Here is a 17759-nt window from a genome sequence, read left to right on the forward strand (position 1 = left end):
CTGGGAAACCCCTACCCCTTGAGCGCTTCCAGCAGGCCGACAGCAGCCATCATGTCGCGCTTGCGAGCCGCACGGCGGGCAACGGCCTCCGCATCCTGCCCCCAATGCTCGATCTGCCAGTCCTCGTCGACATGGGCAGCGGCCCAGGCAGACTCGGCATCGAGTTCCCCGAAATCGACAGCCAGCGCCAGCAGCGCCGAGCCGGTCAGCGAGGTCATCACGTGGATGGCGGCCAGCCGCAGCGGCTCAATTCGCTGGGCAAGATGGCTGCCCAGCACGGCGATGCTTTCGCGCGGCTGCTCGACATGGATGATCCCCTCGGCGAGATTTAAGCGAGCCCCGAGCGTCGCCCTCGCCCAGTCGATCACCGGGTCCCAATGCTGGTTCTGCCGCTCCACCAGCCCCTGCGGCGCGTCGGCGCGGTAGCAGAGCAGATCGGATGAGGCGAAGCGCAGGATGTCTTCCAGCACCGCCTGCGGGTCGCTGGCGACACCATCGATGGCGGTGTTCACGAGACGCATCACCGGCATGGTCACCGGATCGATGGTCTCGCCTTGGGCGGCGAACTCGTCGGCGACGAGCGCGGCTGCCGCCTCGGTAGGCAGCGCCAGCAGCGCCTTGCCCGGGGTGCGCACCGGCTTGCCGTCGAGATGCACGGCGAAGCCATTGTCGACAGGTGCGACAGAGGCGGCCTTGTAGAAGCGCTTCGGCAGATGCGTCTTCATCTGGATCTGGGCGCGGCGCACAGGATCCGGGTCGGAGAGATACTTGCCCGCTTCGAGGTCGTTGAGGATATCACGCATGAAGGTCTCTCTTACACCGGCGTCAGCTTGCGCGCCGGCCGGTTGACGATGATCAGGCCGGCGGCAATGAGGCCAAGTGCCAGGAAAATGCGCATGGTCAGCGGCTCATTCAAGAACATGGCGCCGCACAAAACGCCGAAAACCGGCGACAGGAAGGTGAAACTGGACAGGCCTGATGCCGGATAGCGCCGCAGCAGCCAGAACCACAGCACATAAGTGAAGGCGACGATGTAGACCGCCTGGAAAAGCAGCGCCAAAGTCGGCAGCACGGTCGGGTCGCGAACGGGCGGGCCGGCGAGAGGGAGCACCAATACGCCTACAATCGCTGCCCCGGCGAGTTGGTAAAGCAGAAGCTTCTCGGCGCTCGCCTCGACCAGCTTCGACCGCTTGATGAGGATGTTGGTCAAAGCCCAGAAGAATCCGGAGCCAAGGCTCAGCAGATCGCCGAACAGCATGTCTCCGCCGCCGCCAAGCTTGTCGGAAAACACCGCGGCAAGGCCGGCAAAGGCCAGCAGCAGGCCAAGGAATTTTCTCAACGTGATCTGCTCGCCGAGCAGGAAATGGCCGCCGAGCAGCATCCAGAACGGCATCGTGTTGACCAGCAGCGTGTTGCGGGCAACGGTCGTATGCTCCAGGCCGACATAAAGGCAAAGGAACTCGATGCCGAAAAGCGCGCCAACCACGATGCCGGCGAGCAAAGTCCCGTCGCGCGTGAAAAGCGCGATACCGCGCCACCGGCACCAGGCAAAGACACACAGGCCACCGATGATCGAGCGCGAGATCGACAGGAAAACCGGGTCATAGCCGGCGTAGGAGATCTTGGCGGCGACGTAATTCAGCCCCCAGGAAAAGGTCAGTCCGACCATGATGGCGGCGGCGGCCATGTCGACCGTGTCGCGCCGGTCGAGCGCGTCGGTGGCGCCGCTCACGATCAGTCCTCCGCGCTGGCGTCGTCGAAGCCGATCAGGTTCCAGCTCTGGCGCATGTGCGGTGGCATTGGCGCGGTGACATCGATGACGCCCTTGTCGGGATGCGGAATGATGATGCGGCGGGCGTGCAGATGCAGGCGGTTTTGAATGCCCCCGGGAAAGTCCCAGTTCGTGTCGGCCTCGAAATATTTCGGATCGCCCAGGATCGGGCAGCCGATGTGGGCAGCATGAACGCGAAGCTGGTGGGTGCGGCCGGTATAAGGCTCCATCTCCAGCCAGGTCATCGTCTGCGCCGCCTGCTCGATGATCCGGTAATAGGACACGGCGTGGTCGGCGCCCTTTTCGCCGTGCGCGGCGACACGCACGCGGTCACCATCCGGCGTCGGCTCCTTGATCAGCCAGGTCGAGATCTTGTCCTCGCGCTTGGGCGGCACGCCCTTGACCAGCGCCCAATAGGTCTTCTTGGTCTCGCGGGCGCGAAACGCTTCCGAGAGCTTCATGGCGGCCAGCCGGCTGCGGGCGACGACCAGCACGCCCGAGGTGTCGCGGTCGAGCCTGTGAACCAATCTGGGCTTCTCGCCCTTCTGGTTGCGCCAGGCCTCCAGCATGTCGTCGACATTGCGAGTGACGCCCGAGCCGCCCTGCACCGCAAGGCCCGCCGGCTTGTTGAAGACGAAAACCTTAGGGTCTTCGTGGATCAGCATTTTCGACAGGACATCGGCATCGCCCTGGTTGCGGATCGAGTGGCCGGTCAGCGCACTCTCGCCCTTCTTATCGACCTCGAGCGGTGGGACGCGAACCATCTGGCCGGGCTCGACACGAGTGTCGGCCTTGACCCGGCCGCCGTCGACACGGATCTGGCCGGAGCGCAGAAGCTTCTGCAAATGGCCGAAACCAAGGCCCGGGAAATGGGTCTTGAACCAGCGGTCGAGCCGCATGCCCGCCTCGCCGGCCTCCACCGTGATCTGTTCAACGCCTGCCATGTTTTTTTGTCGCTTATCCGTTTCCCGAGCGAAGCCCGGCCTGTTCTTGGCGCGGCAATAGCACTAAGGCAGGCTTCTTGCGAGCCAAAGTCCCAGAAACAGAGCGATAATGGCGCCAACGACGCTGGCAAAGGCATAACCCAGCGCAGGCAGCGTGGCTCCCCGCTCCCACAGCGTCGCGAAATCGAGCGAAAAGGCTGAGAAGGTTGTGAAGCCGCCAAGAATGCCGGTAGCAACGAACAGCCTGATCTCGTTCGGTCCGCCACGGCGCATCATGGAGGCGATGAACAGCCCCATGGCGAAGGAGCCGATGACGTTGATGGCCATCGTGCCCCAGGGATAGTTGGGGCCGACAAGGCGCAGCGCGCCGACGTTGGTCAGGTGGCGGATACCGGCGCCGATGCCGCCGCCGACGACGACGAGAAACAGATTGAACATGACCGTTTACTGCCCCCACAGGGCTGCCCGGTCAATCCCTCGTTGTGGGCGCAACCGCACAGAACAGCCGAGCTCGTCACCACTCAGGCGTTGCCCATCCCGGATATTTTTTCCTGAACTCGTTATAGAGGTCATCGATCTCCGTTTTGCCGACAGGGCGCACCTGTTCGTAGAGGTAGCCCTTGACGTTGCCGGATAGCTGGTACGCTGCGATGCGCCTGTATGCTGCGCCGATGCCTTTGCCCTCGACAATGTATTGGTCCGGTATCGAGACACAGAGCTGCGCGCCCGGCTGCAGATGGATAACGGGCGGATCGGTCACGACAACATATTTGGACTTCAACGCCGCCGGTCTGAACCGATCGCGACTATCAACCTGACAGGCCCACTCGATGCGAGGGTAAAGGTCCTTGTCCATTTCATACAGCAATGAGTCGCTCATGATCCCGCTGGATGCAAATACCGACAGCCGGTCCCCCGGTCCCATCTTTCCAAGAAGGTCATCGATAAGGCGCCTGTATTCTGGTAGATTGTCGAGGTGCAGCGGGAGCGTGGCTTCCCTGGCAAAGACGTAGCTGATCGGTGACAGCACCTGACGGCCAATCGGGAAAAAGGTACCGAAAAACGCCAGCACGGCGCCAACGGCTATCGCGGCGTTCGACCATCGCGATCTCAGCGCCGGCATCGAAACGATCGCAACGATTGCCTGGGCGTAGGCAGGAAAGAGCCAAAGAAAGACTGGCACCGAATGATGGCGATCCGGGTCCTGCATGCGGGTGAAGAGGAAGAAGGTGAGTGCCGAAGCAACGGCACAGAACAGGGAAAATCTGTTTTGGCGTATGATGGAGATGTAAAGGCCAAATAAGATCAACAGCCAGTTCACATAGCTGAGCCGCGATCCTACCTGGAAAACCTGTGAAACGAAGCTTGTCTTGTATCCGCTGTAAAGGTCGCCATAGCTGGTTCCCAGTATCTTGAGGATCAGGGGTTGCTGGAAGGTCAGGGCGGCTCCGACAACCACGAGGATCGCACACAGGCCCCCGACGGCGGCATTGCGGAGTGCCGGAAAGTCCCGGTCTTTCGCGACCTGCAGAAAACAGAAGAAGGCTGCGGAAATTCCGACCCCGATGACGGGATAGGCATACCAGCGGCGCAGCACGAATGCCAACCACAGGCATACGCCGACACGTATACCGCTGATCACCGGTTCATGGGTCAGGAACTTCGATTTCCAGAGAAAATAGGTTGCCGCGCAAAGCGCGAGACAGCCGGCAATGTCAGGCAACCCACGAAGCGTCGCCGCCCAGAAGGGCGTGTAGAGAAAGGCCGCAATCCATACGGTGAGCCAGCTTCGGCATGAAGACGTCCCGGTCGCCGCCTCCAGATAGCTTATTCTGCCGACAAGAAGAGCGGTCGGGACCAGATAAACAGCGACTATTCCGGCGATGTAGGAAAACCTCGAATCGCCAAAAATGATGTGAAACGGCATCAGCGGCACCAGGATCGCCGCACTGTAGTCATCCGTGGCGATCGAGGTCCTCAAATGGCTGAGCCACTCGAGAGGGCTCTGAATCAAGAGCGTGCCTTGCCGGCTAAACGTGTCGAAATAGGCAGCGAAGTCCCAGTAATAGACAGGCTGTTCAAGCCCTACATAGCTGAGAGCAAGAGCAACTCCCAGAAGAGCGGTGCACACATATGTCGTTGCCCAAAATCCGAGAGATTTGTTCTTCGTCACTTGCGGCCGCCAGAAGGAGAAGAGGCAGAACTATCAAAGTCAGCCCGGGACCACCGTTTATGCAGCCAGGACCCGTTCCGGCGCATGAGCGGCCCACAAGGGATGGCCGGAACTCACACATGCAGGGCACGCAAATGCTGCCGGCAGAGCCGGCAGCGTCGATTTCTCGAGCTCAGGTCGTCCCGGCATTCTTCGGCTTGGTCGAACCGATCATCTTCCAGTTCTTGTAGAACATGGAATTGATGCGCTCGACGCTCACCGAGACAATGGCGAGCATGCCCGCGATGAGGCGGGGAACCGGGGATGGCCTGATAATGTCCATGAACACGCAGTAGCGGCGGCCGTCATACTCGTTGACCGAGCGATGCAGCAGCGTATCGTCGAAGATGAACAGCGGATTGTCGTACCAGTAATTCTTGACGTTGCCGCATTCGACGAAAATCTCCGACTTCACCGGGATCAGATTGTAGAGAATGCGCAGGCTGAGCCGCAGCGGGCCGAAATGCCAGGACGTCGATTCGCGCTTGCTGAACACGGAAACGGCGATGGTCTTGATGTATTTGAAATCCTTGTTGAACTCGGCGACATTGTCGATCCTGTGCTTGCCGTACCACTGGTAGACATACATGCCGCGCCGGCCGGCGCCGAAATTGGCATCGATGTCGGCGATGATCTCATCCTTGCGCGCCTTGAAGATGTCCAGGACCTCGTTGACCTCGCGCTGATAGTCGGCGGGAAACTGCTCCAGCTTCCAGACGCCCGGATTTCTGTAGCACAGGAGGTCGACCAGCAGATTGAACGGCGAAAGCAGCCAGGTGAACAGGCCATTGCCGAGAAAGTAGCCTGAGAACAGCGACAGATCCTTGCGGTCGTTGCGCAGCACGTCGATCAGGCCGCAGATGATGAAGATCGTCGTCAGGATGGGAATAAAATAGAAGCCAAGGGCGAGAAGCGGGATGGCAATGGCGAATTTGCGAAGGGATTTGCGAAGGGTTTTTGTCATTTTTCCACGCGCGAAGCGCGATCCTGTTGCGAATGAGGTGCCAAAATCAGGGCAACGGCCACCGCCCGGCCGTGCGCCTTGATAAGGTTTTTTGGGTTACCACACAACGGCCTTGCTATCGTGGCCGGCTGGCTGCCTGATGAAGCCTGCCGGTATCAGGTCAATGCACCGCCGGCAGGCCAAGCTCGTCCCCATTTTTCCCTGGGAACCAGATCGCCAACCAGGAACTCGAAACCGACGACGCTTTCGCCGTCCCCAGCCAGTTGGCATCTGAACTTCAGACCATACCAGTTTCTGCGACTGCGGAAAGCCGCACCATTCGCGGCCGCAGCAAAAGACACGACCCGCGCCGGCTGAAATCCGGATGCCATCGGTAGATCTGGTCAATGGCCTTACGCAACCCTGCTATTCCCGCTCTTTGCGCAGCTTCGCCCAATAATCGAGCCGCTTCCTGATGTCGCGCTCGAAGCCGCGCTCGGGCGGATCATAGAAGGTCTGGCGGCCCATCTTCTCCGGAAAATAATCCTGCCCCGAAAAGGCATCCGGCTCGTCATGATCGTAACGATAGCCGGCGCCGTAATCCTCGTCTTTCATCAGCTTGGTCGGCGCGTTGAGGATGTGCTTGGGCGGCAACAGCGAGCCGTGCTCCTTCGCGGCCCGCGTGGCCGCTTTGAAAGCGTTGTAGACGGCGTTGGATTTGGGTGCGGTGGCGAGATAGACGGTGGCCTCGGCAAAGGCGAGTTCGCCTTCGGGCGAGCCGAGATAGTCGTAGGCATCCTTGGCGGCATTGGCGACGACAAGCGCCTGCGGGTCGGCAAGGCCGATGTCTTCCATGGCCATGCGCACCAGCCGGCGGCCTAGATAGAGCGGATCCTCGCCGGCATCGAACATACGTGCAAGATAGTAGAGAGCCGCGTCAGGATCTGAACCGCGTACCGATTTGTGCAGCGCCGAGATCAGATTGTAATGGCCGTCCTGGCCCTTGTCGTAGATCGGCGCTCGGCGCTGGACGATGCGCTGCAGGCCCTCAGGATCGAAGACCTCGCCCGGTTTGGCTGCCCGCCAGACTTCTTCCGCGAGCGTCAGCGAGGCCCGGCCATCGCCATCGCTCATGCGTATGAGCATGGCCCGCGCCTCGTCGTCGAGCGGCAGCGCCCTGCCCTCGGTTTCCTCGGCCCGCACCATCAGCTTGGAGATGCTCTCCTCGCCAAGCGAATGGAAGACCAGAACGCGCGCGCGCGACAGCAGAGCGGCATTGAGTTCGAAGGACGGGTTTTCGGTCGTGGCGCCAACCAGCACGACTGTCCCGTCCTCCATGACGGGGAGGAAACTGTCCTGCTGGGCGCGGTTGAAGCGATGGATCTCGTCAACGAACAGCAAGGTCTGGCGGCCATTGGCACGGCGCAATTTGGCTGATTCGAACACCTTCTTCAGGTCGGCGACGCCGGAAAAGACGGCCGATATCTGCTCGAAGGCCAGGCTGGTTTCGCCGGCAAGCAGCCTCGCCACGGTCGTCTTGCCGGTGCCGGGTGGGCCCCAGAAGATCATCGAGCCGAGCGAACCCGAACCTATCAGTCGGGTCAGCGCGCCGTCAGGGCCGGTCAGATGCTCCTGGCCGACGACCTCGCCAAGATTCTTCGGCCGCAGCCTGTCGGCCAGCGGCCGCCCTAGCGGCGCCTTTTCCGGTTCATCGACGCTGAACAGATCGGCCATGCACTTCTTTTTCGTTGGAGCATGAGCCCGAATGCACGGAACCCAGCTCTAATAACGCAACACCTGACGCAGTATCTGCCCGCCACGTTCGACCGTAAAGCGCCACCAGCGCGTATCCGTCTTGGCCGCCAGCTCGAGGGTCGCCGCGGTATCGATGGTGGTGCCGTTCACCTCGCGCACGATGTCGCCCGGCTGGAAGCCGAAATCGGCGGCCGGTGAATCGCGGTTGATGTCGACCACGGTGACGCCCTTGATGTCCGTACGCAGGCCAAGCCGCTGAGCGAGCCGGGGCGACAGTTCCGCGACCTTGGCGCCCGAGAACGGGCTGCGGCCATGCAGCGTCACCTCGGCAGCCTTCATGCCTTCCGGGGCGCGCTCGAGCGCGATGTCCATCGCCGCCTGCTGGCCCTTGGTCAAAACCGCGAAATTGGCGGTGGTGCCGATCGACAGCGTCGCCATCCGGTAGTCCAGCGCTTCGATGCTCTCGACCGGCTTGCCGTTGAGCTGCAGCACGACGTCGCCGGGCTTGAGCCCCGCCTTGGCGGCCGGTCCGGTCGCCTCGACCGACGAGACCAGCGCACCGGTCGGCTTCTCCATGCCGAGCGATTCTGCGATCTGCGGCGTCACCGCTTCGAACTCGGCGCCGATATAGGGCCGTTCGAAGAAGTCGAGCCCGGCCTTGGCCGCGTCGGCAAAGGCGCGAACCATGTTCGAGGGAATGGCAAAGCCGATGCCGATCGAACCGCCGCTGCGGCTGTAGATGGCCGTGTTGATGCCAACCAGCTGGCCGCCCATGTTGATCAGCGCGCCGCCGGAATTGCCGGGATTGATGGCGGCGTCGGTCTGGATGAAGAAGCTGGAATCGGAGACGCCGATATGGCTGCGGGCCAGTGCCGAGACGATGCCGCTGGTGGTGGTCTGGCCGACGCCGAAGGGGTTGCCGATGGCCAGCAGCAGATCGCCGACCTCGAGCGCGTCGGAATCGCCGATGGCAATGACCGGAAACGGCTTGTCCGAGGTGATCTTGAGCACGGCAAGGTCGAGCGTCTCGTCCTTGAGCAGGACCTTGCTGTCGAACTCACGCCCGTCCGCAGTCGCCACCTTGACCTGATCGGCATCCTTGATGACGTGGTAATTGGTGACCACGACGCCGGTCGGGTCGACCAGCACGCCGGAGCCCAGAGAAGACTGCGCACGCGGCTGGGAGCGGCCGAAGAATTCCTCGAAGAACGGATCGCCGTCGAAAGGCGACGTGACCTTGGCGGTCTGCGAGGCATAGACATTGACCACGGCCGGCGCCGTCTGCTTGACCAGCGGCGCAAACGACAGCTGCACCTCCTCGCGGCCGAACGGCACGCGCTTGTCAGGACCAGCCGTGGCGTTCTCGCCCTCGACGCCATGCAGCAGGTCGGTCAGCACATCGGACAGGCCGGGATCGGTCTTGGTCTCCTCGGCCAATGCCTGCCTGACCGCCGGTGCGGCTGCGAACGCCATCATGGCGAAGAGCAGAACAAGGGACAGTCGGTTGGCGCGCATTCGCGAATCCTCCAAGGCAAGTTCGGGGGCATTGTCCCGACGATTGTGCAAAATGAAAGGCTAAGCCGCTGAAATCCGATTATTTTGGGCAGCAAATAGCTATAGGTCGACTTGAAACCGAAAACCCTCGTCAGCTGTTATGAAAAAACAACTCGTTTCATTCCGTGACTTTTTGAAGACCGGCAAAATGGGCCCGGTCTCCCCCGATATGAAAATGATCGAGATCGCCGACGTGCTCGGCACTCCTGAGCATGCAGATCCGGACTATTGGGCTTTCGGAAAGCTCGAAATGTCCTTTGATGATCAGGCGCCTCACCAGATGAACTGGTTCCAAATCGAAGAAGCCGGCTACCTCGAAGGCGATTTCGAGGTTCTTATCGATGACCTTTCGCTTTCGCTGGATGGCTTCAATGGAAACACCAAACCGTCGGAATTCCTGGCTGCCGGCCTGTGGGCTCCAGAAGAGGCCGCAGTGTTCTACGCCGTCTTGAGCGACGACATCTTGCTGAACATCTGTGCGGGTCCCATCCAGATTCATTTCCGAGTGGACACGGACTTCATCGAAGATGGGGACGCCCAAAAATATCTAACCAACTCCACAGTGTCGCAATTGGTCAGCAATATCGATGCCCATGCCACTCTCGACAGTATCTATTCCTATCCCCAGCCGGCGTTCGAAGAGGTCCCCGGCGCTTTCAATTGGAATCTGCTGAGCGGTCGCGACTACCTGACGCTTGCTCGATAGACCAAAGACGGTGGCAACAAAAAAGGGGCCCGCAGGCCCCTTTGAACTCATTTGGGAAAACCGAGCCTTATGCGGCTGCGGCGTCCGCGTCAGTGCTTTCGGCTTCGATGCGAGCGCGGTCGCCGGCGCCCTTGGCCGAGACGTCGCGATCGACGAACTCGATGACAGCCATGGCGGCGTTGTCACCGTGACGGAAGCCCGCCTTCATGATGCGCAGATAGCCGCCATTGCGGTTGGCATAGCGAGGCGCGATGGTGTCGAACAGACGCTTGACGACGCCTTCATTGCCGATCTGGGCAATGACCTGGCGGCGCGCGTGCAGGTCGCCACGCTTGCCGAGCGTCACCAGCTTCTCGACGATCGGACGCAGGTCCTTCGCCTTCGGCAGGGTGGTGACGATCTGCTCGTGCTCGAGCAGCGACACGGCGAGGTTGGCGAACATCGACTTGCGATGGCTAATGCTTCGGGCGAAGCGACGGCCTTTGAAACCGTGGCGCATGGCTCTTTTCCTTCTTCAGTTGTTCAAGAGGCCGCGGCCTCTGATGGTTTTCCGCATGACCGTTGGATCGAGCGGCCCACGCCGCCAATCCTTGGAATTCATGCTCAATATTGGTCTTCGTAACGCTTGGCGAGGTCTTCGATGTTTTCCGGCGGCCAGTCCGGCACTTCCATGCCGAGGTGCAGGCCCATCGCCGCCAGGACTTCCTTGATCTCGTTCAGCGACTTGCGGCCGAAGTTCGGGGTGCGCAGCATCTCGGCTTCGGTCTTCTGGATCAGGTCGCCGATATAGACGATGTTGTCGTTCTTCAGGCAGTTGGCCGAACGCACCGAAAGCTCGAGTTCGTCGACCTTCTTGAGCAGCGCCGGGTTGAAGGCGAGCTCGGTGACGGCCTCGGCGGCGACTTCCTTCTGCGGCTCGTCGAAGTTGACGAACAGGCCGAGCTGGTCCTGCAGGATGCGGGCGGCGAAAGCCACCGCGTCCTCGCCGGTGATCGAACCGTCGGTCTCGATGGTCATGGTCAGCTTGTCATAGTCGAGAACCTGGCCCTCGCGGGTGTTCTCGACCTTGTAGGAGACCTTCTTGACCGGCGAATAGAGGCTGTCGACCGGGATCAGGCCGATCGGCGCGTCTTCGGCGCGGTTGCGGTCGGCCGGCACGTAACCCTTGCCGGTGTCGACGGTGAATTCCATGCGGATTTCAGCGCCTTCGTCCAGCGTGCAGATGACGTGGTCGGGGTTGAGGATCTCGACGTCGCCAACCGTCTGGATGTCGCCAGCGAGAACCGCACCCGGTCCCTGCTTGCGAACGACCATGCGCTTGGGACCATCGCCTTCCATGCGGATGGCGATTTCCTTGATGTTGAGGACGATGTCGGTCACGTCCTCGCGCACGCCGGCGATGGACGAGAATTCATGCAGGACGCCGTCGATCTGCACGGCGGTGACAGCCGCACCGCGCAGCGAAGACAGAAGCACGCGGCGCAGCGCGTTGCCCAGCGTCAGGCCAAAGCCACGCTCGAGCGGCTCGGCGACCAGCGTGGTCAGCGTCTTCTTCTTCGACGAGAACTCGATCTTGTTCGGCTTGATCAGTTCCTGCCAATTTTTCTGGATCATGATGCTTTCCTTCCGTTGACCCGCCACCATCCAATCGTGGCGGGCGACCTGGAATGCCGTGGAGGAGCGCCCAGGGCGCTCGCGCGGCGTTCGGTAAATGCTTAGACGCGACGCTTCTTGCGCGGGCGGCAGCCATTGTGCGGGATCGGCGTCACATCACGGATCGAGGTGATGGTGAAACCTGCCGCCTGCAGGGCGCGCAGCGCCGATTCACGACCGGAGCCAGGTCCGCAGACCTCGACTTCAAGCATGCGCATGCCGTGTTCCTGGGCCTTCTTGGCAACATCCTCGGCAGCCATCTGGGCAGCGAACGGGGTCGACTTGCGCGAACCCTTGAAGCCCTGGGCACCGGCCGACGACCAGGCAATCGAATTGCCCTGCGCGTCAGTGATGGTGATCATCGTGTTGTTGAAGGTCGAATTGACGTGGGCAACGCCCGACGAGATGTTCTTGCGTTCGCGACGGCGAACACGAGCGGCTTCCTTGGCCATGATAGTCCTTTCAGTTGATCTCTACACCGCCGTAATGCCAGCGGCTCCACCTAGGAAAGCGAGTGGTGAGTAGGGAATAGCGAGTAGGGATCCCTACTCGCTAGCGGCTACTCGCTATTCGCTGACTTACTTCTTCTTGCCGGCGATCGACTTGGCGGGGCCCTTGCGGGTGCGCGCATTGGTATGCGTGCGCTGGCCACGGACCGGCAGCGAGCGACGGTGACGCAGGCCGCGGTAGCAGCCGAGGTCCATGAGCCGCTTGATGTTCATCGAGACTTCGCGGCGCAGATCGCCTTCAACCTGGTAATCGCGGTCGATGGTTTCGCGGATCTGCAGCACTTCCGCGTCGGTCAGCTGGTTGACGCGACGCTCGGCCGGGATGCCGACCTTGTCGACGATCTCCTGGGCGAACCGCTTGCCAATGCCGTGAATGTACTGAAGCGCAATGACAACGCGCTTGTTGGTCGGAATATTGACGCCGGCTATACGAGCCATGTTCTTCCCTTCTCCATGTGGGCCAGCCAATCCTCAAAAACAAGGCAGGCTCGGCGCTGTCTTAAGTTGCCCCGCGTCCGGTGGAGGCCGGCCCATGCGGGAGTTTCCAGTTCAATGCGGCTGCCTTGCCCTTGCGGACAAGCAAAGCTCATGCCTGATAGGAAGACGGGCCGCCATACCGCAGCGGACCGCTCCCGTCAAGTGCAATCGTTAATTTCCCCGCACTGCGTCCTTGAGCACCGCTTCGATCTGTTCCGTCACGGCGTCGATATCGGCCATGCCGTCGACACTGCGGAGCTTGCCCTTGGCATAGTAGTAGCCAATCAGCGGCGAGGTCTTCTTGTAGTATTCCCTCAGGCGTTCTTCGAACACGATTGGGTTGTCGTCCTTGCGAACGGGAAGGCCGGCGGCCTGCGCCTCGTCGGCGCGCTTGACGATCCGGCCAACCAGGGCTTTGTCGTCGACCACGAGCTCAATAACGGCGTCGAGGCCCTGGGAGCGATCCAACAGCATCTGCTCGACCGCATCCGCCTGCACCAGGGTCCGCGGATAGCCGTCGAGGATGAACCCTTTGGCGCAGTCGGGCTGATCGATACGCTCGGCGACGATCGCGTTGACGATCGCGTCGGACACCAGTTCACCGGCATCCATCACCGCCTTGGCGCGCTTGCCGACTTCGGTGCCTGCCTGGACGGCAGCACGCAGCATGTCGCCCGTCGAGAGCTGGGGTATGCCGTGTTTCTCTACCAGTCTTTGTGCTTGCGTCCCCTTGCCCGCTCCTGGCGGCCCAAGCAATATCAACCTCATCTGGCTTTCTTCCCCCCGCGCAGCTTCGACTTCTTGATCAGGCCTTCATACTGGTGCGCAATCAGGTGACCCTGAATCTGCGCAACCGTATCGAGCGTGACACTGACCACGATCAGAAGCGATGTGCCACCAAGGTAGAATGGTACGCCAGTCGCCGAGATCAGGAACTCCGGCAGCAGGCACACCAGCACCAGATAGATGGCGCCGACGACGGTGATGCGGGTGAGAACGTAATCGATGTAATCGGCGGTGCGCTCGCCCGGACGATAACCCGGGATGAAGCCTGAATGCTTCTTGAGCTGGTCGGCGGTGTCCTTCGGGTTGAAGACAATCGCAGTGTAGAAGAAGGCGAAGAACACGATCATCGCCGCATAGAATGCCATGTAGAGCGGCTGGCCATGGCCGAGCGCGGCCAGGATGGTGCTTGCCCAAGCCGGCATGTTGGTCGTCTGCGAGAAGCCTGCGACGGTGGCCGGCAGCAACAGCAGCGACGAGGCGAAGATCGGCGGAATGACACCCGACGTGTTGAGCTTCAGCGGCAGATGCGAGGTATCGCCCTGGAACATGCGGTTGCCGACCTGGCGTTTCGGATACTGGATCAGCAAGCGGCGCTGGGCGCGCTCGAAGAACACGATGAGCGCGATGACGACGACGGCCAGCACGATGATCGCCAGGATCAGGCCGGTCGACAGCGCGCCGGTGCGGCCAAGCTCCAGCGTGCCGGAGATGGCGTGCGGCAGGCCGGCAACGATGCCGGAGAAGATGATCAGCGAAATGCCGTTACCGATGCCGCGGGCGGTGATCTGCTCGCCCAGCCACATCAGGAACATGGTGCCGCCGACCAGCGTGACGACGGTCGAGATGCGGAAGAACATGCCGGGATCGCTGACGATGCCATTGCCGCCTTCCAGACCAACAGAAATGCCATAGGCCTGAACCAGCGCAAGCAGCACGGTGCCGTAGCGCGTGTACTGGTTGATGACCTTGCGGCCCTGTTCGCCTTCCTTCTTCAGCGCTTCCAGGGACGGGATGACAGAGGTCATCAGCTGCATGATGATGGAGGCGGAGATGTAAGGCATGATGCCGAGCGCAAAGATCGCCATGCGCTGCACGGCGCCGCCGGCGAACATGTTGAACATGCCGAGCACGCCCTTGCTCTGCGAAGAGAAGGCCTGGGCGAAGGCGTCGGGATTGATACCGGGAAGCGGGATGTAGGTGCCGAGGCGATAGACGAGCAGTGCGCCGATCGTGAACCAGATTCGTTTCTTGAGGTCCTCCGCCTTGGCGAAGGCCGAGAAATTCAGATTCGAGGCTAATTGTTCAGCAGCCGAAGCCATGCCTGATTCTCCGCTTGGTAACGCTTGATGGCCCTGAGGTCAGGCGGCGCGTTTCACCGAAGCTCACGAGATAAGCTCCGGGCTCTAAACATGCAAGCGGCCGCGTTGACGCGGCCGCCTCGTTGAGCAGATCAAAGCGCAATCGTGAGCAAAAACAGATCCCACTCCTGCCGATCGCGCTTCAAATTGCCGTTACTCGGCAGCTGCCTTTTCCTGCGGCAGCTTGACCGAACCGCCGGCCTTTTCGATCTTCTCGATCGCGGCCTTGGAGGCGCCGGCGACGTCAAAGGCGAGCTTCGCCTTGATCTCGCCGTCCGAGAGGATGCGCACGCCGTCCTTGACGCGGCGGATGACGCCGGCGGCAACCAGCGATTCAGCCGTCACGGTTGCCTTGGCGTCGAGCTTCTTGGCGTCGATGGCGACCTGGATGCGGGCCAGCGACACGACGGTGAAGCTCTTGGCGAAGATGTTGTTGAAGCCACGCTTCGGCAGGCGCCGGTAGAGCGGCATCTGGCCGCCCTCGAAGCCGTTGATGGCGACGCCGGAGCGCGCCTTCTGGCCCTTGACGCCGCGACCGCCGGTCTTGCCGGAGCCGGAGCCGATACCACGGCCGAGACGCTTCTTGGAGTGCGTCGCGCCGTCCTTGTCACGCAGATCGTTGAGTTTCATCTGAGTTCTCCTGCGCTCTGGCTCAGCCCTCGTCCACGACGCGGACGAGATGCTGGACGGCAGCGATCATGCCGCGCACGGAGGGCGTATCTTCCAGCGTGCGCTGCTTGTGCATCTTGTTGAGGCCGAGACCGACCAGCGTCGCGCGCTGTTCCTTCGGACGGCGGATCGGCGAACCGATCTGCTCAACGGTGATGGTCTTGGTTGCTTTCTTGGCCATGGTCAAAATCCCTGGTCAGATCGACTATTCTTCAGCCGCAACGGCGGTGCCGCGGCGGGCCTGAAGGGTCGAATACTTGATGCCGCGAGCAGCAGCCACATCCTTGGGATGCATCTGGCTCTTCAGCGCGTCGAAGGTGGCGCGAACCATGTTGTAGGGGTTCGACGAACCCATCGACTTGGCGACCACGTCGTGCATGCCGAGCGTCTCGAAGACAGCGCGCATCGGGCCGCCGGCGATGATGCCGGTACCTTGCTTGGCGGCGCGCAGCAGCACGCGTCCAGCACCCCAGCGTCCTTCGACGTCGTGGTGCAGCGTACGGCCCGAGCGCAGCGGCACGAAGATCATGTCGCGCTTGGCCGATTCAGTTGCCTTGCGGATAGCTTCCGGCACTTCGCGCGCCTTGCCGTGACCAAAGCCGACACGGCCCTTCTGGTCGCCGACGACGACGAGTGCTGCAAAACCGAAGCGACGGCCGCCCTTGACGACCTTGGCGACGCGGTTGATGTGGACGAGCTTGTCCACCATGCCGTCATCGCGTTCTTCACGATCGCGGCCGCGGCCGCCATCCCTACGTTCCTGTGCCATATCCTGTTCCTTGTTTTTTTCCGGAAGCACGGTTGCTGATAAGATCCGGTGCCTCTGTGGGTCACCGGGGCGAAATCAATTCCTTCGCATAATCCCTATCCGAAAAGTCTGCAACTTTTCGGGATCATGCTTAGAAGCTCAAGCCACCTTCACGGGCAGCCTCGGCGAGCGCCTTGACGCGGCCGTGATAGATGTAGGCGCCGCGGTCGAAGACGACTTCCTTGATGCCGGCCTTGGTGGCGCGCTCGGCGATCAGCTTGCCGATCGCGGCGGCGGCGGCGGTGTCGGCGCCGGTCTTGAGCGAACCCTTGAGGTCCTTCTCAAGCGTCGAAGCGGCGGCGATGGTGTGGCCCTTGGCGTCGTCGATGACCTGCACGTAGATGTTCTTCGACGTGCGGTGGACCGACAGACGCGGACGCTCGCCGGCGACCTTCTTGATCTGACGACGGACGCGCTGCGCACGGCGCTGCGTGGATTCCTTGGTACCCATGATGGTCTTCCTTGCCTTCAAAAAACGGGGGGCCGCCATATGCGGTAGGCGAAAGCGCCTCCCGCGACCGCTCCCCGCGGCGTTACACTTCTTAGCTTGGCCCTTTCCGAAAAGTCTTGGACTTTTCGAGGCCAGGCCCACTACTTCTTCTTGCCTTCCTTGCGGACGATCTTCTCGCCAGCATAGCGGACGCCCTTGCCCTTGTAGGGCTCGGGACCACGATACTCGCGGATCTCGGCCGCAACCTGGCCGACCTGCTGCTTGTCGATGCCGGCCACGGTGATTTCGGTCGGCTTCGGCACCGTGATGGTGATGCCCTGCGGCGTCTCATAGACGACGTCATGGCTGAAGCCAAGCGCCAGCTGCAGGTTCTTGCCCTGAAGTGCCGCGCGATAGCCGACGCCGGTGATCTCGAGCTTCTTCTCGAAACCGTCCTTGACGCCCTGCAGGATGTTGACGATCTGCGTGCGCGACATGCCCCACTTGGAGCGGGCGGTCTTGGTCTGGTCGCGCGGCTGGACAGCGATCTCACTGCCTTCCATCTTGACCAGGACTTCGTCGTTCACCACGAACTTCAGCTCACCCTTGGGGCCCTTCGCCGTCACGGTCTGGCCGTTGACGGTCGCGGTCACGCCCTGCGGCAGCGAAACGGGTTTCTTTCCAATACGAGACATTTTGTTGTCCTCGTCACTTCTCTTGTTTCAGGTCTCTGTCTTCGGGAACGATCCGAAGACCGGATTCCACTTTGCGGTCAACTGCCAGATCAGAAGATCTGGCAGAGGATCTCACCGCCGACGTTCTGTTCACGTGCTTCATGGTCGGCCATCACGCCCTTCGGTGTCGAAAGGATGGCGATGCCGAGGCCGTTTGCGACCTGCGGAATCGACTTGGCCGAAACATAGACGCGGCGGCCTGGCTTCGAGACGCGGGCGATTTCGCGCACGACCGGCGCGCCGTCGAAATACTTCAGTTCGATTTCGATTTCGGACTTGCCGTTGTCGAAGTCGGTCTGGCTGTAATCGCGGATATAGCCTTCAGCCTTCAGCACGTCGAGGACGCGGGTGCGCAGACGCGAAGCCGGCGTCGAAACGCTCGACTTCTTGCGGCCATACGCGTTGCGGATGCGGGTCAGCATATCGCCGAGAGGATCGCTCAATGACATG

Annotated in this window: 22 protein-coding genes; 1 reads left to right on the plus strand and 21 read right to left on the minus strand. The window is 61.5% G+C overall.

The genetic code is table 11. The annotated features are described in order from the left end of the window. Positions 1 to 11: 11 nt before the first annotated feature. The 9 genes from LB558_RS29345 to LB558_RS29385 all read right to left on the minus strand — a co-directional run bounded on the left by LB558_RS29345 (position 12) and on the right by LB558_RS29385 (position 9140). Positions 12 to 803, minus strand: a complete 792-nt coding sequence (locus tag LB558_RS29345; protein ID WP_224700712.1) for an ATP12 family chaperone protein — start codon at positions 801 to 803, stop codon at positions 12 to 14. A gap of 11 nt (positions 804 to 814) precedes the next feature. Next, on the minus strand, positions 815 to 1687 hold the full coding sequence (locus LB558_RS29350) for a DMT family transporter (RefSeq protein WP_224700724.1): 873 nt from the start codon (positions 1685 to 1687) through the stop codon (positions 815 to 817). A gap of 47 nt (positions 1688 to 1734) precedes the next feature. Then, complete coding sequence (locus LB558_RS29355; protein ID WP_027038726.1) at positions 1735 to 2715, minus strand: RluA family pseudouridine synthase; 981 nt, start codon at positions 2713 to 2715, stop codon at positions 1735 to 1737. A gap of 63 nt (positions 2716 to 2778) precedes the next feature. Further along, complete coding sequence (gene crcB, locus LB558_RS29360) at positions 2779 to 3153, minus strand: fluoride efflux transporter CrcB (protein WP_224700713.1); 375 nt, start codon at positions 3151 to 3153, stop codon at positions 2779 to 2781. Positions 3154 to 3229: 76 nt separating this feature from the next. Continuing rightward, positions 3230 to 4888: a hypothetical protein gene (locus tag LB558_RS29365; RefSeq protein WP_224700714.1), complete on the minus strand. Its 1659-nt coding sequence runs from the start codon at positions 4886 to 4888 to the stop codon at positions 3230 to 3232. Positions 4889 to 5060: 172 nt separating this feature from the next. Continuing rightward, positions 5061 to 5891, minus strand: a complete 831-nt coding sequence (locus tag LB558_RS29370; protein ID WP_127295791.1) for an aspartyl/asparaginyl beta-hydroxylase domain-containing protein — start codon at positions 5889 to 5891, stop codon at positions 5061 to 5063. A 155-nt stretch (positions 5892 to 6046) separates the two neighbouring features. Beyond that, positions 6047 to 6262 (minus strand): DUF930 domain-containing protein, encoded by a 216-nt coding sequence (locus LB558_RS29375; RefSeq protein ID WP_224700715.1) that lies wholly within the window; start codon positions 6260 to 6262, stop codon positions 6047 to 6049. A 34-nt stretch (positions 6263 to 6296) separates the two neighbouring features. Then, positions 6297 to 7604 carry a replication-associated recombination protein A gene (locus tag LB558_RS29380; RefSeq protein ID WP_224700716.1) on the minus strand — a complete coding sequence of 436 codons (1308 nt, stop codon included), beginning with the start codon at positions 7602 to 7604 and terminating at the stop codon, positions 6297 to 6299. Positions 7605 to 7652: 48 nt separating this feature from the next. Continuing rightward, a complete protein-coding gene (locus tag LB558_RS29385) occupies positions 7653 to 9140 on the minus strand; it encodes a DegQ family serine endoprotease (RefSeq protein WP_224700717.1) in 1488 nt (495 codons plus the stop codon). A gap of 139 nt (positions 9141 to 9279) precedes the next feature. On the opposite strand from LB558_RS29385, the gene LB558_RS29390 reads away from it, so the two are divergent. Beyond that, the gene (locus LB558_RS29390) at positions 9280 to 9885 is read left to right on the plus strand and encodes a hypothetical protein (RefSeq protein WP_224700718.1); all 606 of its coding nucleotides are present in this window, start codon (positions 9280 to 9282) and stop codon (positions 9883 to 9885) included. A gap of 67 nt (positions 9886 to 9952) precedes the next feature. Here LB558_RS29390 and rplQ read toward each other — a convergent pair whose 3' ends face one another. From rplQ to rpsH, 12 genes are all read right to left on the minus strand, one after another. Next, positions 9953 to 10384 (minus strand): 50S ribosomal protein L17, encoded by a 432-nt coding sequence (gene rplQ / locus LB558_RS29395; protein ID WP_224700719.1) that lies wholly within the window; start codon positions 10382 to 10384, stop codon positions 9953 to 9955. Positions 10385 to 10488: 104 nt separating this feature from the next. Continuing rightward, on the minus strand, positions 10489 to 11499 hold the full coding sequence (locus LB558_RS29400; protein ID WP_013531438.1) for a DNA-directed RNA polymerase subunit alpha: 1011 nt from the start codon (positions 11497 to 11499) through the stop codon (positions 10489 to 10491). Positions 11500 to 11600: 101 nt separating this feature from the next. Beyond that, positions 11601 to 11990, minus strand: a complete 390-nt coding sequence (gene rpsK / locus LB558_RS29405; RefSeq protein ID WP_006205444.1) for a 30S ribosomal protein S11 — start codon at positions 11988 to 11990, stop codon at positions 11601 to 11603. A gap of 126 nt (positions 11991 to 12116) precedes the next feature. Continuing rightward, positions 12117 to 12485: a 30S ribosomal protein S13 gene (gene rpsM, locus LB558_RS29410; protein ID WP_013531437.1), complete on the minus strand. Its 369-nt coding sequence runs from the start codon at positions 12483 to 12485 to the stop codon at positions 12117 to 12119. 210 nt (positions 12486 to 12695) lie between these two features. Next, positions 12696 to 13292: an adenylate kinase gene (locus LB558_RS29415; RefSeq protein WP_224700720.1), complete on the minus strand. Its 597-nt coding sequence runs from the start codon at positions 13290 to 13292 to the stop codon at positions 12696 to 12698. Next, positions 13289 to 14629, minus strand: a complete 1341-nt coding sequence (gene secY / locus LB558_RS29420) for a preprotein translocase subunit SecY (RefSeq protein ID WP_127260177.1) — start codon at positions 14627 to 14629, stop codon at positions 13289 to 13291. The genes LB558_RS29415 and secY overlap by 4 nt, the downstream gene beginning before the upstream one ends. A 192-nt stretch (positions 14630 to 14821) precedes the next feature. Further along, positions 14822 to 15298: a 50S ribosomal protein L15 gene (gene rplO / locus LB558_RS29425; RefSeq protein ID WP_013531434.1), complete on the minus strand. Its 477-nt coding sequence runs from the start codon at positions 15296 to 15298 to the stop codon at positions 14822 to 14824. A 22-nt stretch (positions 15299 to 15320) separates the two neighbouring features. Further along, positions 15321 to 15518: a 50S ribosomal protein L30 gene (gene rpmD, locus LB558_RS29430; protein ID WP_006205449.1), complete on the minus strand. Its 198-nt coding sequence runs from the start codon at positions 15516 to 15518 to the stop codon at positions 15321 to 15323. A gap of 24 nt (positions 15519 to 15542) precedes the next feature. Then, positions 15543 to 16106: a 30S ribosomal protein S5 gene (gene rpsE, locus LB558_RS29435; RefSeq protein ID WP_006333394.1), complete on the minus strand. Its 564-nt coding sequence runs from the start codon at positions 16104 to 16106 to the stop codon at positions 15543 to 15545. Between the two features lie 130 nt (positions 16107 to 16236). Next, positions 16237 to 16596 (minus strand): 50S ribosomal protein L18, encoded by a 360-nt coding sequence (rplR, locus tag LB558_RS29440; protein WP_224700721.1) that lies wholly within the window; start codon positions 16594 to 16596, stop codon positions 16237 to 16239. A gap of 140 nt (positions 16597 to 16736) precedes the next feature. Beyond that, entirely contained in the window at positions 16737 to 17270 is a 534-nt protein-coding gene (gene rplF / locus LB558_RS29445; RefSeq protein ID WP_013531432.1) for a 50S ribosomal protein L6, read from the minus strand. 89 nt (positions 17271 to 17359) lie between these two features. After that, entirely contained in the window at positions 17360 to 17758 is a 399-nt protein-coding gene (rpsH, locus tag LB558_RS29450; protein WP_013531431.1) for a 30S ribosomal protein S8, read from the minus strand. Position 17759 lies beyond the last annotated feature (1 nt).

The sequence above is a fragment of the Mesorhizobium sp. CO1-1-8 genome (assembly GCF_020164875.1).
Lineage (GTDB): Bacteria > Pseudomonadota > Alphaproteobacteria > Rhizobiales > Rhizobiaceae > Mesorhizobium.

Coding starts and splice junctions, on each gene's coding strand:
- LB558_RS29375 (WP_224700715.1), bottom strand. CDS start 6,262: ATGGCATCCGGATTTCAGCCGGCGCGGGTCGTGTCTTTTGCTGCGGCC.
- rpsM (WP_013531437.1), bottom strand. CDS start 12,485: ATGGCTCGTATAGCCGGCGTCAATATTCCGACCAACAAGCGCGTTGTC.
- LB558_RS29380 (WP_224700716.1), bottom strand. CDS start 7,604: ATGGCCGATCTGTTCAGCGTCGATGAACCGGAAAAGGCGCCGCTAGGG.
- LB558_RS29400 (WP_013531438.1), bottom strand. CDS start 11,499: ATGATCCAGAAAAATTGGCAGGAACTGATCAAGCCGAACAAGATCGAG.
- rplR (WP_224700721.1), bottom strand. CDS start 16,596: ATGGGTACCAAGGAATCCACGCAGCGCCGTGCGCAGCGCGTCCGTCGT.
- crcB (WP_224700713.1), bottom strand. CDS start 3,153: ATGTTCAATCTGTTTCTCGTCGTCGTCGGCGGCGGCATCGGCGCCGGT.
- secY (WP_127260177.1), bottom strand. CDS start 14,629: ATGGCTTCGGCTGCTGAACAATTAGCCTCGAATCTGAATTTCTCGGCC.
- rplQ (WP_224700719.1), bottom strand. CDS start 10,384: ATGCGCCACGGTTTCAAAGGCCGTCGCTTCGCCCGAAGCATTAGCCAT.
- LB558_RS29345 (WP_224700712.1), bottom strand. CDS start 803: ATGCGTGATATCCTCAACGACCTCGAAGCGGGCAAGTATCTCTCCGAC.
- LB558_RS29385 (WP_224700717.1), bottom strand. CDS start 9,140: ATGCGCGCCAACCGACTGTCCCTTGTTCTGCTCTTCGCCATGATGGCG.
- LB558_RS29355 (WP_027038726.1), bottom strand. CDS start 2,715: ATGGCAGGCGTTGAACAGATCACGGTGGAGGCCGGCGAGGCGGGCATG.
- LB558_RS29415 (WP_224700720.1), bottom strand. CDS start 13,292: ATGAGGTTGATATTGCTTGGGCCGCCAGGAGCGGGCAAGGGGACGCAA.
- rpsE (WP_006333394.1), bottom strand. CDS start 16,106: ATGGCACAGGAACGTAGGGATGGCGGCCGCGGCCGCGATCGTGAAGAA.
- rpsH (WP_013531431.1), bottom strand. CDS start 17,758: ATGTCATTGAGCGATCCTCTCGGCGATATGCTGACCCGCATCCGCAAC.
- LB558_RS29370 (WP_127295791.1), bottom strand. CDS start 5,891: ATGACAAAAACCCTTCGCAAATCCCTTCGCAAATTCGCCATTGCCATC.
- LB558_RS29350 (WP_224700724.1), bottom strand. CDS start 1,687: ATGGCCGCCGCCGCCATCATGGTCGGACTGACCTTTTCCTGGGGGCTG.
- rplF (WP_013531432.1), bottom strand. CDS start 17,270: ATGTCTCGTATTGGAAAGAAACCCGTTTCGCTGCCGCAGGGCGTGACC.
- rpmD (WP_006205449.1), bottom strand. CDS start 15,518: ATGGCCAAGAAAGCAACCAAGACCATCACCGTTGAGCAGATCGGTTCG.
- LB558_RS29390 (WP_224700718.1), top strand. CDS start 9,280: ATGAAAAAACAACTCGTTTCATTCCGTGACTTTTTGAAGACCGGCAAA.
- rplO (WP_013531434.1), bottom strand. CDS start 15,298: ATGAAACTCAACGATCTGCGTGACAAGGACGGCGCGACGCACTCCAAG.
- rpsK (WP_006205444.1), bottom strand. CDS start 11,990: ATGGCCAAGGAAGCCGCTCGTGTTCGCCGTCGCGAACGCAAGAACATC.